The 13,328-nt window shown below is 35.8% G+C and carries 15 protein-coding genes; 7 read left to right on the top strand and 8 right to left on the bottom strand.

The window, feature by feature from the left end; translation table 11 throughout:
• Nucleotides 1-197 precede the first annotated feature (197 nt).
• From FH036_RS26070 to FH036_RS26030, 8 genes are all read right to left on the bottom strand, one after another.
• A complete protein-coding gene (locus tag FH036_RS26070) occupies nt 198-1,421 on the bottom strand; it encodes a cation:proton antiporter (RefSeq protein WP_000380186.1) in 1,224 nt (407 codons plus the stop codon).
• 3 nt (nt 1,422-1,424) lie between these two features.
• Nucleotides 1,425-1,922 carry a cation:proton antiporter regulatory subunit gene (locus tag FH036_RS26065; protein WP_001026039.1) on the bottom strand — a complete coding sequence of 166 codons (498 nt, stop codon included), beginning with the start codon at nt 1,920-1,922 and terminating at the stop codon, nt 1,425-1,427.
• A 33-nt stretch (nt 1,923-1,955) separates the two neighbouring features.
• On the bottom strand, nt 1,956-2,522 hold the full coding sequence (locus FH036_RS26060) for a tyrosine-type recombinase/integrase (protein ID WP_000454214.1): 567 nt from the start codon (nt 2,520-2,522) through the stop codon (nt 1,956-1,958).
• Between the two features lie 350 nt (nt 2,523-2,872).
• Nucleotides 2,873-4,732 (bottom strand): FtsX-like permease family protein, encoded by a 1,860-nt coding sequence (locus tag FH036_RS26050; RefSeq protein WP_000897781.1) that lies wholly within the window; start codon nt 4,730-4,732, stop codon nt 2,873-2,875.
• Nucleotides 4,733-4,748: 16 nt separating this feature from the next.
• Nucleotides 4,749-5,510 (bottom strand): ABC transporter ATP-binding protein, encoded by a 762-nt coding sequence (locus FH036_RS26045; protein ID WP_000165859.1) that lies wholly within the window; start codon nt 5,508-5,510, stop codon nt 4,749-4,751.
• A gap of 295 nt (nt 5,511-5,805) precedes the next feature.
• Entirely contained in the window at nt 5,806-6,828 is a 1,023-nt protein-coding gene (locus FH036_RS26040; RefSeq protein WP_000527721.1) for a DUF418 domain-containing protein, read from the bottom strand.
• Nucleotides 6,829-6,964: 136 nt separating this feature from the next.
• Complete coding sequence (locus FH036_RS26035; protein WP_001129345.1) at nt 6,965-7,114, bottom strand: hypothetical protein; 150 nt, start codon at nt 7,112-7,114, stop codon at nt 6,965-6,967.
• A 15-nt stretch (nt 7,115-7,129) separates the two neighbouring features.
• Nucleotides 7,130-7,393: a YtzC family protein gene (locus tag FH036_RS26030; RefSeq protein WP_000840868.1), complete on the bottom strand. Its 264-nt coding sequence runs from the start codon at nt 7,391-7,393 to the stop codon at nt 7,130-7,132.
• A 111-nt stretch (nt 7,394-7,504) separates the two neighbouring features.
• On the opposite strand from FH036_RS26030, the gene mnmL reads away from it, so the two are divergent.
• From mnmL to FH036_RS25985, 7 genes are all read left to right on the top strand, one after another.
• Nucleotides 7,505-8,464 (top strand): tRNA modification radical SAM protein MnmL/YtqA, encoded by a 960-nt coding sequence (gene mnmL, locus FH036_RS26025; protein WP_000868022.1) that lies wholly within the window; start codon nt 7,505-7,507, stop codon nt 8,462-8,464.
• Complete coding sequence (mnmM, locus tag FH036_RS26020; protein ID WP_139896386.1) at nt 8,461-9,033, top strand: tRNA 5-(aminomethyl)-2-thiouridylate-methyltransferase MnmM; 573 nt, start codon at nt 8,461-8,463, stop codon at nt 9,031-9,033. The genes mnmL and mnmM overlap by 4 nt, the downstream gene beginning before the upstream one ends.
• Before the next feature lie 109 nt (nt 9,034-9,142).
• Entirely contained in the window at nt 9,143-9,976 is an 834-nt protein-coding gene (locus tag FH036_RS26010; protein ID WP_138320931.1) for an ABC transporter ATP-binding protein, read from the top strand.
• Between the two features lie 18 nt (nt 9,977-9,994).
• Nucleotides 9,995-10,675 (top strand): ABC transporter permease, encoded by a 681-nt coding sequence (locus tag FH036_RS26005; protein WP_138320929.1) that lies wholly within the window; start codon nt 9,995-9,997, stop codon nt 10,673-10,675.
• A 24-nt stretch (nt 10,676-10,699) separates the two neighbouring features.
• Complete coding sequence (locus FH036_RS26000) at nt 10,700-11,374, top strand: aspartate/glutamate racemase family protein (protein WP_138320927.1); 675 nt, start codon at nt 10,700-10,702, stop codon at nt 11,372-11,374.
• Nucleotides 11,371-11,895: a hypothetical protein gene (locus tag FH036_RS25995; RefSeq protein WP_138320925.1), complete on the top strand. Its 525-nt coding sequence runs from the start codon at nt 11,371-11,373 to the stop codon at nt 11,893-11,895. Before FH036_RS26000 ends, FH036_RS25995 begins: the two co-directional genes overlap by 4 nt.
• A gap of 112 nt (nt 11,896-12,007) precedes the next feature.
• Entirely contained in the window at nt 12,008-13,309 is a 1,302-nt protein-coding gene (locus tag FH036_RS25985) for a PepSY-associated TM helix domain-containing protein (RefSeq protein ID WP_138320923.1), read from the top strand.
• The last annotated feature ends 19 nt before the right edge of the window (nt 13,310-13,328 follow it).

Genomic DNA, 13,328 nt, shown 5'->3' with positions numbered 1-13,328 from the left:
GGTTCTGGATAAACCTAGGGGGTACTTTGCCTTATTTTTTGCCTAAAAATGTTTACACATACTTTTATACATCATCATTATATCGGCGCAACTTGCAATATATCAGCGATTATTAGAATATATCGACTTACCGACAAAAAATGACAACAATAACAATATATAAAGAGGCTGCATGAAGTTCATGCAGCCTCTTTATACTATCCAACTTCCTTTTCTCGCTTTGCACGTTCTTTAGCACTCCATTTAAATACCTTATCTAGTAGAGAGTATATTCTCCCAGACTCTTTCGTTAATAACGGTCCTAACGATGCCAATATTAAAACATATAAAGCAGAGAACGGTTTAATCGCTGCCATTAAGCCACCGGCAATGCCGATATTCGCTACAATAATAGAAAATTCCCCGCGTGATACAAGTGTTAAACCTATATTCGTAGAAGCCTTATGGGATAACCCGGCTTTACGTCCCGCAACCATTCCAGCAGTAAAATTGCCGATTAGAGTAATGAAAACTGCTCCTAATGCCAACCACACTGCTCCTCCAAGCGAAAACGGATCTATGCTTAAACCGAAGCTGAAAAAGAATATGGCTCCAAAGAAATCACGGAATGGGACGACGAGCTTCTCAATCCGATCACTATGCTCTGTTTCAGAAAAGACGAGTCCTAACAATAACGCTCCAATTGCCTCAGCGACATGAATCGTTTCTGAAAATCCTGCTACGAAGAATAAAATAGCGAATATTACGATAATAAAAATTTCATTTGAGGAAATATCTAATATTTTATTTAAAAACGGCGTAGCTTTTCTAGCGATTACAAAGAATAGTAGCATATATCCTACTGCAATTAACACCGATGTAAGAGCACCTACAAATGATGTGGCACCACCGAGTACTAACCCTGAAACGACTGATAAATATACAGCTAAAAAAATATCATCAAACATGATGATTCCTAATATTAATTCAGTCTCTTTATTACCAGATCTTCTTAAATCAACAATTACTTTTGCAACAATTGCACTCGATGAAATTGTAATGATTCCAGCAATAATTAACGTCTCTAATAAGGGGAAGCCCATAACATATCCATAAAGCAAACCTAATATGAAATTAAGTGATATGTGGACAGTCCCCCCAAAAGCAATTGATTTTCCTGATTTAATTAATTTTTTTATTGAGAATTCTAAACCTAAATAGAATAGGAGGAATATGACGCCAACGCGGCCGAGGAAGGAAATAACTTCTCCGCTTTCAATAAACCTTAAATCGATAAGTCCTAGATCGGGGGCATGAGGCCCCACTAACATACCGAGTATAATGAGAAACGGAATAATCGAGAACTTTAACTTCGCAGCGAGGATAGCTGCAAAAGCTACTAATACTAACGCAGTTCCAACTTCAAAGATTAAAGTATCCATCGATTATGAATCACCTCCTGATGAAAGCAATTCATTAATAATTCTTTTCACTTCATGTCTCGCGCCTGATAACACGAGCATATCGCCAGCTTCAATAATAGAGTCTGGACCTGGATTAAAGAATTTCTTCATATTCTTTTTTAAAATAGCAATAATCGTTACATTATATGTTTTTCTGACATGTAAGCTACCAATTGTTTTTTGTACGACTGGTGCATGATTTTCCACCTTAAACCATTCAATTGATAATCCTTCAAAAGCCATCTCAATCGTGTCTAACGCTTGTGGTCTATATACCATTCCGCCCAATATAGCTGCAATTTGTCTCGCTTCCGAATCACGAAGAGAAATACTTGAAATACTTTCATCATGATCTGCATCAAAATGATACATTTCTCTTCGGCCATCATCGTGAATAACAATAACCAGCTTTTCATTACCTTTTGTAATTACTTCAAACTTACATCCAATGCCCGGTAATTCACTCTCTCGAATATTCATATTCCCGCCTCCTAAAGTTTTTAGTTACGGCTTTTACAAATCAACATCAATCTCGGTTTTAAATTCTTCATCTTTTGAGATTCCTAAATACTTGAGCGTCTCTGATGGCGTTGCGTGATGGAAATGCTTTTGCAATAGTGCAATCGCTATCCCTCTTTTGTATGCATGAAATCCAAACGTTTTTCTCATTGAGTTTGTTCCGATTTTACCAACAATCCCAACCGCTTCAGCAGCATTATGAATTACACGATACGCTTGTTGACGTGTAATTGAATTTTTCGTTTTATTAGATTGAAATACGTAGTTTTCTCTTTTCACATCAATAGATTGTACGTACTCTAAAAGTGCTTCTTTTACTTTTGTATTTAAATAAATATCTTGTTTAAACTTTTCATCTTTCACAGGAAGAGAATAAAACTCTTTAACAGTTCCATCTTCATTTAATATCTCTTCAAATTTCATACTAAGTAGCTCAGTAATCTTTAATCCTGTGTTAATTCCAATAACAAATAAAAGATAATCTCGCTGTGAATGCTCTTTTAAATACTTTTTCATAGCCTCAATTTGGCTTATATCTTTTAATGCCTCTACAACTTCCATACATGTATTCTCCTCATCTTATGAACGGTAATTTTCTCATTATCCTGTTCATTTTACCTTATCATGCTATAGGATTTCCATGTATTATCCATTATTTTCACAATATACGACTTAGATCTGACAATTTTTCATTTGGAAATTTATGATTGTACAAATGTCGTGTGGGTAGAAAAATAGGGGGTACAAGTTCAGCTTCTTTCTATTAGAGTGGATTCCTCCTTTCACTTTTCGATTGCTGATACTCACATATTATGTTACTTATTTACATTTTATTATATATTTCAGTAACATTAAAGTGTTTTTTTCTGAAAATATAAAAAACCGAGCATTTTCACTCGGCTTTTTACGTATTAATCTTCTTTCGGAAGAACAATTCCTTTATACAATTGAACTGTAATGAAGTAATAAATCGCATAAATTACTACGAAAATTACGATTGGTACCCAAATACGGAAGTAAGGATCCATTAAAATAAATCCGAAAATATTCATACCAACTAATACGTGGGCGATACCTACAATTGCTGGGAATAGGAAGACTAAGAATAACTCTTTATAAATGGATTTCGTTAATAATTCACGGCGCACACCGATTTTACGAAGCATTTGATAACGCGTAATATCTTTTGATGCACCAGAAAGAATTTTAAACATTAAACAACTTGCCATCATTGCTAAGAAAGCAATTCCAAGGAAGAAGCCCATAAATACTGTTCCGCTCGCAACTCCGTAGAACATATCGTAAGATTGATATTTACTGTTCATTCTTTCAGCTGTTACATTTTTATATTTATCTAGCTGCAACTCGTCAAGTTTTTTCCATTCTTTTGTATATGTTAAGAAATCATCTGTTTTTCCGATAAATGCTATACCTTCTTTACCATTCATCCCATCGTACATTTTTTGATCTACAATTTTAATTGCATGATCTTCATATATATAATATGGATGAATTGTACTAAAAGCATCAACCCATTCTTGTGGAAGTTCTTTAGCGTTCGCATCTTTCTCATTCATTTCTCTAGAAACTGCACCTACTGGTAGTTCCTCTGAAACTTTCTTCGTATTCACTAAATCCTTCATCGACTCCATATTTGCCATATCTTTTACTAAAGGGCGATTTTTCTCTAAATCCTCTTTTACATAGTAAACGTATTTATCATCCACTTTGTAACGATATTCGCTTTTCTCTTTAAATGTAATACCGTCTAAAATTTTCTTTTCTTCAGCTGTTGGGTTATGAACTACTGAATCATATATTACGAAACCATCAACCATTTTTATAACGTTATTTTTAAACGCCATACCACCTGAAATTGCACCGGCTCCAAGCGCAACTAACATTGCTACTGTTGCAAGTACCTTTGTTAAACTATTAATACGGAAATTTAATTGTGCAAATGTAAAAGCGTTAAGCCCTTTTTCACTACGTTTTTTATTACTTTTTAATTTTTTAATAATAACCGGAAGAAGTGATCCAAATAGCATGTAAGTACCAGCTGTTGTTGTAATTAATGCAATAAGGATTCCCATTTCTCTTAGTTTTTCCATGTAAATCATTGATGCATAGCCAATTCCTAATAAAATAACCGCAAGGAATGCAACTACGCCTGTCATTTTCCCTTTTACTGCAACACGTTCTGTTTGTGCATCTGCATGTACAAGTTGCAATACAGAAATACGTGATAACTTAATACTATTCATAATTGCTGATAATACAAATAGTGCGAAGAAGAAAATGCAAGTAACAGTCATTGATGGAAGGTAAAATGCTTTATAGCCTTCACCAGCAAATTCTAATTGTTTCATTAATAACTGACCGATACCTTCTGCAAGTCCTACACCAACTGTAATACCGATCGCAAGAGACGCAGCGCCTAATACGATTGTTTCGATAAACATAAGTAATGTAACTTTATGTTTTTTTGCTCCTAACATCATATACATACCAAACTCTTTTTGACGAAGAGATAATAAGAAAGAGTTCGCATATAAAATATAGAAGAACGTTATAATAGCGAGTAAAAATGAACCTGCTTGGAATACAAATCCAATCGATTGAATAACTGAGTTAGATTCGATAAACGCTTTATTCAGCGCTAACGTTTGGAACATATAAAAAATTGAAATCGACATGACAAGGCCGACAAGTAAGACGATGTAATCTTTCAGCTTACTTTTCAGTCCTGACATGGAAAGTTTAAATAACATACTGGAGCCTCCTTTCTTACGCTTTTTGTGTGCCTAAGTCTGCAAGCACATCTAAAATCTCTTTATAAAATTCTTCACGTGTACCACCGCGGTGAATTTCTTTATATAGCTCACCATCTTGAATGAATAAAATACGCTGACAGTAACTTGCACTGTACGGATCATGTGTAACCATCATAATCGATACACCTTGATCTTTATTTAAGTTTGTCATCGCATCAAGTAAACTCGTTGCATTTTTAGAATCAAGCGCTCCTGTTGGCTCGTCCCCTAAAATAATTGCAGGCTCATGTACAAGTGCGCGCGCCGCTGCTGAACGTTGTTTCTGTCCACCAGATACTTCAGATGGATACTTTTGAAGTATTGCTGAAATGCCTAACATATCTGCTACCTTCTCTACTTTTGGCCCAATATTTCGCGACGAGACACCTTGAAGAGAAAGTGGAAGTGCAATGTTTTCGTAAATAGATAAGTTCTCTAATAAGTTAAAGTCTTGGAAGATGAATCCTAATTTTTGTGAACGGAAATCTGAAAGCTCACCTTGCTTCATTTGTGTAATATCCGTTCCTGCAATTTCAACAACGCCGCCCGTTGCTTTATCTAGCGTTGAAATTACATTTAATAATGTCGTTTTACCAGAACCAGATGGTCCCATAATCCCAACAAACTCACCCTCTTGAATTGAGAATGATACACCTTTTAATGCATGTGATTGGTTCTCACCTTTTTTACCGTACACTTTTTGAACGTTTTTCACGTCTACAACTGGTTTCGTCATATATATCCTCCTACGCTTGTTTTTCCATTACCTATTTTGCGCCTTTTGGAGATGAACTGCTATTTGTTAACATTACAATTACCTTACACTTTTGTAAGATAGAAGTGGTGCGCGCGTAAGGTTCGTTTTTTCTTTTTGATCAACTTCATTGGTAAATGAAATTTTATTAGCGATTTTTCAAATATATCAGCGGTTCTTACACTTTTATCAGCGATTTTCAAAATATATCGACTTATCGACAAAAGATGACAATAAAAATAGGCTGTTCCGCGAAAGGAACAGCCCACTTCTCTCTTTATTTTTTTAAAGGCGTTACCGTCCAATACGTAATAACACGCCAAATCCATTCTAACGGACCCATTTTAAAGATTTTCATCCAAATTACACTAAACACAATTTGAATTGCATAAATTGCGATACATACATATAACGTCTGCATGTATGTTAAGTTTTCTGCGAAGTGAAATACGCTACCAGCAATTAAAATCATTGCCGTTTGTCCAATGTAATTTGTTAATGCCATACGACCGTAGTATTTGAGTGGTGCTAACAATGTTTGAACTAGTTTTAACTGAAGTAATAAAATTAATGCTCCTACATAGAAAGCTGAAATAATTGGTCCAACTGTAACACCAATTTTTAAGAATTGACCTGCAGCATCCATTGTTCCATCCTCAGTCATAATTATCATATTTACAAATGGCTCAGCAGGAACATGCCCATATTGATACCATATAGCTACGACGCTTAAAACGAACATAACACCTGTAAAAATAGCGACTTTCTTTATGTTTTGTGAGAGGTTTTCAAATACACGATATTGCCCTGCAGCAAGACCTAATAAAATTAAGCCAAGTGGTAATAGTTCTTTAACGCCCATCACACTAAAAGCAATTGTCAAAATAAGACCAATTATTAAGTTCACTTCTTTTTTCGCTTTATAAAATGGTAAAACGATTAACCCGCAGATTGCATATAACGTTAACGCTTCGCCAGGCTGAAACATGTAATGAAGCAAACCGAAAATAAATAGCGCAACTAGACGGCGTAAAAATAGAACATATCCATTTTTCCCTTTTGCAATTGCTCTCGAGATAAAGATATAGAATCCCACTCCAAATAAGAATGAGAAAATCGAGAAGAAACGACCTTCTACAAATAAGTATAGAAACCTTTGATAGCTAGCATCTACTGTATTAGGATCTGGAATTTTAATGTTAAGTAGTGCAAGAATATTTACTAAAATAATTCCCAGTAGCGCAAAGCCACGAATGTAATCTAACTCATCAATTCGTTTGTTTGTAATGTTGTTCCCCATAAAGCAACTCCTTGTCCAAAATTTAATCCTCCCTTACTCTACTAGAGATGTTATCTTACAACTATCGACAAACCTTACAGAAATCTTACATTATTGTCATATAGCAAAATAAAACCAGGTCATATTGCGACCTGGTTTACTCTGATTGCTTTGATCTTTGAGGTTGTCCTTTTTTACTGTTGCGTTGTTTTACTTGAACAACTGGATCAAGCTCATTTGAAAATTCAGCGTTATGTCCATTTTGCGTTTTTTGCTCTGGGTTATTTTGATCTGAACGTTTCGCCATTACATTCACTCCTTCTTAGTGCGGTGTAATAATCATTTGATGTTGCAGTTGGCGAATTGCCATGCGTGCTCTATTTAATTGCTCACGTTGCTCATCATTCGCATGTTGTTGCATCGTTTGTAAATCGTTATATGCTTGTTCTAATTTTAACTGCGCATCCGAATACTCCATCGTATTGTAATGCTCTTGTCTCATACCTTGGTCTAATTGTTCTTTCGCATATTCCACAGCTTGTTCCGCTTGTGTAATATACGATTCAAGTGATTGACGCTCTGCCATAATTGTCCCTCCTTGCTTCAATTCCCCTTTAGTGTGTCCCTTCCATATGAACCTTATGAGTATGTTATAATGGATTTTGTTTCATTTTGACTCGGCTTAGGAGGGAAAGTAATGAAGGTCCAAAACCCTTTTCCATATACAAACGACAATAAACGTTATCATACATGGAATTACCATTTACGAAATGAATTTGGTGAAAAAATCTTTAAAGTTTCATTAGATGCTGGCTTCGATTGTCCGAACCGTGACGGTACAGTTGCTTATGGCGGTTGTACATTTTGTAGTGCTGCCGGATCTGGTGACTTCGCTGGCGATCGCCGCGATGATGTTATAACGCAATATCATGAAATGAAAGAAAAAATGCGCTCAAAGTGGAAAGACGGAAAATGTATCGCTTATTTCCAGGCGTATACAAATACACACGCACCACTTGAAGTGTTAAAAGAAAAATTCGAACCGCTTCTAGCTGAAAAAGACGTTGTTGGTCTTTCTATCGCGACTCGCCCAGATTGTTTACCAGACGATGTCGTTGCATATTTAGCGGACTTAAATAAGCGCACATACCTTTGGGTTGAACTCGGACTACAAACTGTTCATGAACGTACTGCAAACCTTATTAACCGCGCTCACGATTATCCTTCTTATGTGGAAGGTGTAAATAAATTACGCAAGCATGGCATTAGAGTTTGCTCTCATATTATTAACGGTCTTCCACTTGAGGATTACGACATGATGATGAAAACAGCTCGCGAAGTAGCAAAGCTTGACGTACAAGGAATTAAAATTCATTTACTTCATTTATTAAAAGGAACGCCAATGGTAAAACAATATGAAAAAGGACAACTCGAGTTCCTTTCTCTTGAGGATTACGTAAGTCTCGTTGTTGACCAACTTGAAATTATTCCTGAAGACGTAATTGTGCACCGCATCACAGGTGACGGTCCACCTGATTTAATGATCGGCCCAATGTGGAGCTTAAATAAATGGGAAGTATTAAATTCCATCGATGCAGAATTTGTACGCCGCGGAAGCTGGCAAGGAAAATATGCAAATGAGGAGAAACAAAAATGAAATTAGAACGTGTATTACCGTTTGCTCGCTCGCTTCTGCAAACGGCAGTAAAAGAAGGCGATTACGCTGTAGATGCAACTTTAGGAAATGGACATGACACTTGCTTCCTAGCTGAAATCGTTGGAGAAAACGGAAAAGTATTTGGATTTGATATTCAAAAAGAAGCAATTGAAAGCTCGATGACCCGTTTAAAAGAAAAAGAACTTTTCGAACGCACTATTTTAGTTCACGATAGTCACGATACACTTCTATCCGTATTACCAGAAGATGCAAAAGGAAAAGTAACAGGCGCAATTTTCAACTTAGGTTATCTTCCAGGCGGAGACAAGCATATCGTTACAAAACCGAACTCAACAATTTCAGCGATCGAACAATTACTAGAAGTAATGGCACCAGAAGGAATCATCGTCCTTGTTATTTACCACGGACATCCAGAAGGACAAGTAGAACGGGACGCTGTTCTCAAATTTGCCGAAGAATTAGACCAAAAACAAGCACACGTACTGCGCTACGGCTTCATTAACCAACAAAATAACCCGCCATTTATTGTGGCAATTGAGAAACGATAATATAGCGACGATTCGACAAAAGATAACAAAAAAAGACGTGCACTTACTGCACGTCTTTTTGTTATTCTCCTATATAATGGATATATACACTGTATAGGAGGATAGAACTTTGCTAGTAGAACTAAAGGGAATTCAAAAGAAGTATGGCAAATCACTTATACTAGACAACATTGATTTATCCATTCCAGAAGGAGAAGCACTCGCCATTGTTGGCGGGAACGGGACTGGAAAAAGTACTCTACTCAAAATAATTGCAGGCTTTATTTCACATACGGCAGGGACAATTCAAAGGAAAGAACATATACAAATCGGCTATGTACCTGAACATTTTCCTGAAGGGATTCGTTTTACATTAGAGGATTATCTATTTCATCTCGGCCGCATTCACGGTTTATCAACAAAATATGTAAAAGATAAAATTCCGCTGCTTCTTGAAAGGTTTCATTTACTTCATGCAAGACATTCCGTTGTACGAAACTTTTCAAAAGGTATGAAACAAAAAACAGGCATTATGCAAGCGTTACTTACGGACGTACATTTATTAATTTTAGACGAACCGCTTTCTGGGCTCGATCCTAACTCTCAGCAAGAATTAGAACATATTTTACTCTCATTAAAACAACAAGGTATATCCGTGTTATTTACATGTCACGAAAAACAACTATTAGAAAACTTCGCTGATAGAATTTTGAAGTTAGCAAATCATACAATCACAGAAAATATCTCTGCACAAAAAGGAGCAGAACAAGTCTATATTGAAGCAATTGTTCACGAAACATTTTCAGCGATAGAACTACAAAAACAATCCGGTTTTATACACGTTGCACACAATTCAAATCAAAACCTTATTCAATTGCACATCGAAAAAGAATATACAAATGACATACTTCAGTTTTTATTACATAAAAAAGCATCTATCACACTGCTACAACCTAACTTTTAAATCGAAAGAAGGTTTATTATGTTTGCTCTTATTCGTTATCACTTTCTCGACTATACAAAATCGTATAAGTACGTCCCTCCTATTGCGATGTACTTCATGAGCTTACTTTTTGTATATGCATATAAACCGACTCCTATTGTACCGACATATTTAGAAACAGCTCTCGCGCTTTATTTATTATCTGCCTGGATTACGGTCACAATTTTTCATACGGAAGATCCTGTACAAGAACAAATTACGATTTCTCACACAAATAATATTTCCGCACTATATGTAGGGAAATATATTACAGCTCTTCTCATTTGTACTGTTTTATCTTTTATATCCGTAATCTACCCAATTATTTTGCAAATGTTTAATGAAAAAATGACAGTTTCTTTATTTTTAGTCGGATTTCTCGCTCATATGTCTTTCTCTATACTTGGAACTTCAATCGCATCTTTATTTACTAGAAATATGATTCCAAAAGCAAGCACCGCTTGGCTTAGTCTTACATTCATATTACTTATAACGATCGCCTCTATCCGTTTTAAAAAAGAGTTACTATGGTTTTTACCACCTGTCGAAAGCTTTCTAATGCTTGGACAATACAAATATAATATACTGACTCACACTTTATGGCTAACAGCTTGGGCTATCGTATATTCATTTTTATTATTTACCTTATTCCTTTTTATCGTTCGCAAAAAACGTTTTTAATTACATAGTAAAGGAGACGAAACAATGATCGGAATACTAGCAGGAATGGGGCCAAAATCAACTGGGCCATTCGTTGATACAGTTGTAGCAGAGTGCCAAACAATATACGGAGCAAAGCATGATATGGACTTTCCTCATATGATGATTTACTCGTGCCCAACCCCGTTTTACATGGATCGCCCTATTGATCACGAAGCGATGAAAAAAGCGATTATTAAAGGAGCACAAAAACTTGAAAGTACTGGCGCAAGCTTTATCGCTATGCCGTGTAATACAGCGCATCTTTATTTTGAAGAATTACAGCGTTCTCTTTCTATTCCTATTTTGAATATAGTTGATGAAACGTTAAAAACGATTCCTGAAACTGCAAAAAGAGTCGCTCTTCTTGCAACAGAAGCAACTGTTCAAGCTGGGATTTACCAAGATGAGATTACAAAACGTGATATAGAGTACATTCATCATGAAACATGGCAGGAAATGATTAATCAAATTATTACTTGGATTAAATCTGGAGAGATTGAAGAAGCTCGTGAATTGTGGAATGCGCTCGTTTTAAAATTGAGAGAGGAAGTTGATACGGCAATTATCGCATGTACCGATTTGAATGTGGTGGCGAGTGAGGATTTTGTTGATTCCTCTCAATGTCTTGCAAAAGCAATTGTTAGGATGTATGTAGAAAATATAAGGGGGTCCAAATGAATATACCTTTTGAAATGGGATACACATTTGATGAAAATCTTAGAGAAAAGCCTATATCCCTTGCTGAAATGAAGCAAGGGATTGTATTTGTGAAAGAACATTTACATAAAGAATCGTTATACGGAAAAAACTGCGGATTAATCGGTGTTTATGAACGAATCGTTGGCAACCTTTCTGACAGTAAGTATTACTTACAGGAGGCCATTGAATATTACACACAAACAGACAACATCCAAGGGATTTTTATTAACAAACTTCGTCTCGCACATACATATCATTGGGAACAAAATTTCCATACGGCAAATACACTTTTTACCGAGCTTCAACATATGTTGCCGAACGTTCCTACTTATAAAGACTTCTTCTACCAACATTATGGAAAAAGCAAATTAGATGAGGGTGACTTCCACACCGCCCTTACTTGTTTTCAAAAAGCGCTTCAAATCAGGCTACAAAAAGGAGATGAAGAGCTGATTCATTCAACTAAGCTTTGCATTACTTATTGTATGTCTCGCCAATAAAAATCCCCAAAACTTTTAACTTTCTTCACAATTCTTTCAAAGTATCCACACTTAATCTCGCTATATTAAATAAGTAGTTATTCATATAGGGAAGGTTAGGGGAACTGAAAGTATGAAAGTAAATCGTTCGCTTCATTACATTTTTTGGCGTTGGCATTTTTATGCTGGGCTTTTTATTACGCCGCTTCTTATTACGTTGTCACTGAGCGGAATTGGGTATTTATTTCGGGAAGAGGTTGAGGATTTCATCTATAAAGATTTATATTTTGGGAAGAGTGCTCAAACAGAATCTATTTCGATGGCTGATTCTATTTCCTTAACAGAGAAAAAATATCCACATTATAGTGTGGCGAAAATTAGTGAGTTTAATGGGGATTATAATACGAGACTTACGATTGCAAATGAGTATACTGGGCAACAAAAATATGTGTATTTAGATAATAATAATCAAATTGTTGGGGATCAAAACGCAAGTGAAACGTTTGCCAATATCATGCGGGAATTACATAGTTCTCTTTTAGTTGGTGGCACTGTCGTTAACTATACTGTAGAACTTGCGGCATGTTGGACAATCTTCTTAATTGTAACTGGGTTGTACATGAGTATACGCCAATTCAAAAACACACCGGCATCCAATAAGCGAGAAAAAGCAAAACGACGTCATTCTATTATCGGTATTATATTTACAATTCCTCTCGTTTTGTTAGTTGCATCTGGATTGCCGTGGTCAGGATTTATGGGTAACCAAATTTATAAAATTGCATCATCAAATGAATCACTCGGATATCCGAAATTGTATATGGCGCCGCCTGAATCAAAGGTAAAAGAATTACCGTGGGCAACAAGAAAAGAAGCTCCTCCTGAATCGAATTCAAATGAACCGAAAGCAATTTCTGTCGATGAATTGCAAAAAGGAATTAAAATAAAGAAACCATATGTTATTTCACTACCAGCTGATCCAAAAGGTGTGTTCACTGTTTCGAAATCAAGCGGTTCCGGTATTACAGGTATGCATGTTGCACCAAATGAAGAAATAACAGCTTATTTTGATCAATATAGCGGAGAGCTCATTTCCAAAACAGACTATCGTGATTATGGCTTACTTGCACAATGGTTCACTTACGGTATCCCGCTTCACGAAGGTCATTTATTCGGATGGCCCAATAAAATATTATGCTTACTAACGACATTATCTCTACTACTTCTCATTTATTACGGAATAAAAATGTGGTTAGCAAGAAAACCGAAAGGAAAATTAGCAGCACCGCCAAAGCAAAAAGATAAGAAAGGCATAATCGTTTTCTTTATCATGATGGTTATACTAGGCGCTGTCATGCCTTTATTTGGACTGTCTGTGTTAGTTATTTTTGCGGTTGAACTTCTTATATATATCTTTTCAAAAATACGATCATAATGAAAACGCATTTGTACTA

Source organism: Bacillus sp. CD3-5, from assembly GCF_006349665.1.
Taxonomy (GTDB): domain Bacteria; phylum Bacillota; class Bacilli; order Bacillales; family Bacillaceae_G; genus Bacillus_A; species Bacillus_A paranthracis.
The sequence above is the reverse complement of the archived record's forward strand: the minus strand, read 5'-3'. Positions and strand labels throughout refer to the sequence as shown.

What these genes read in the sequence shown, in the direction of transcription:
- FH036_RS26070 (WP_000380186.1), bottom strand. Translation starts at nt 1,421, where the DNA reads ATGGATACTTTAATCTTTGAAGTTGGAACTGCGTTAGTATTAGTAGCT.
- FH036_RS26065 (WP_001026039.1), bottom strand. Translation starts at nt 1,922, where the DNA reads ATGAATATTCGAGAGAGTGAATTACCGGGCATTGGATGTAAGTTTGAA.
- FH036_RS26060 (WP_000454214.1), bottom strand. Translation starts at nt 2,522, where the DNA reads ATGGAAGTTGTAGAGGCATTAAAAGATATAAGCCAAATTGAGGCTATG.
- FH036_RS26050 (WP_000897781.1), bottom strand. Translation starts at nt 4,732, where the DNA reads ATGTTATTTAAACTTTCCATGTCAGGACTGAAAAGTAAGCTGAAAGAT.
- FH036_RS26045 (WP_000165859.1), bottom strand. Translation starts at nt 5,510, where the DNA reads ATGACGAAACCAGTTGTAGACGTGAAAAACGTTCAAAAAGTGTACGGT.
- FH036_RS26040 (WP_000527721.1), bottom strand. Translation starts at nt 6,828, where the DNA reads ATGGGGAACAACATTACAAACAAACGAATTGATGAGTTAGATTACATT.
- FH036_RS26035 (WP_001129345.1), bottom strand. Translation starts at nt 7,114, where the DNA reads ATGGCGAAACGTTCAGATCAAAATAACCCAGAGCAAAAAACGCAAAAT.
- FH036_RS26030 (WP_000840868.1), bottom strand. Translation starts at nt 7,393, where the DNA reads ATGGCAGAGCGTCAATCACTTGAATCGTATATTACACAAGCGGAACAA.
- mnmL (WP_000868022.1), top strand. Translation starts at nt 7,505, where the DNA reads ATGAAGGTCCAAAACCCTTTTCCATATACAAACGACAATAAACGTTAT.
- mnmM (WP_139896386.1), top strand. Translation starts at nt 8,461, where the DNA reads ATGAAATTAGAACGTGTATTACCGTTTGCTCGCTCGCTTCTGCAAACG.
- FH036_RS26005 (WP_138320929.1), top strand. Translation starts at nt 9,995, where the DNA reads ATGTTTGCTCTTATTCGTTATCACTTTCTCGACTATACAAAATCGTAT.
- FH036_RS26000 (WP_138320927.1), top strand. Translation starts at nt 10,700, where the DNA reads ATGATCGGAATACTAGCAGGAATGGGGCCAAAATCAACTGGGCCATTC.
- FH036_RS25995 (WP_138320925.1), top strand. Translation starts at nt 11,371, where the DNA reads ATGAATATACCTTTTGAAATGGGATACACATTTGATGAAAATCTTAGA.
- FH036_RS25985 (WP_138320923.1), top strand. Translation starts at nt 12,008, where the DNA reads ATGAAAGTAAATCGTTCGCTTCATTACATTTTTTGGCGTTGGCATTTT.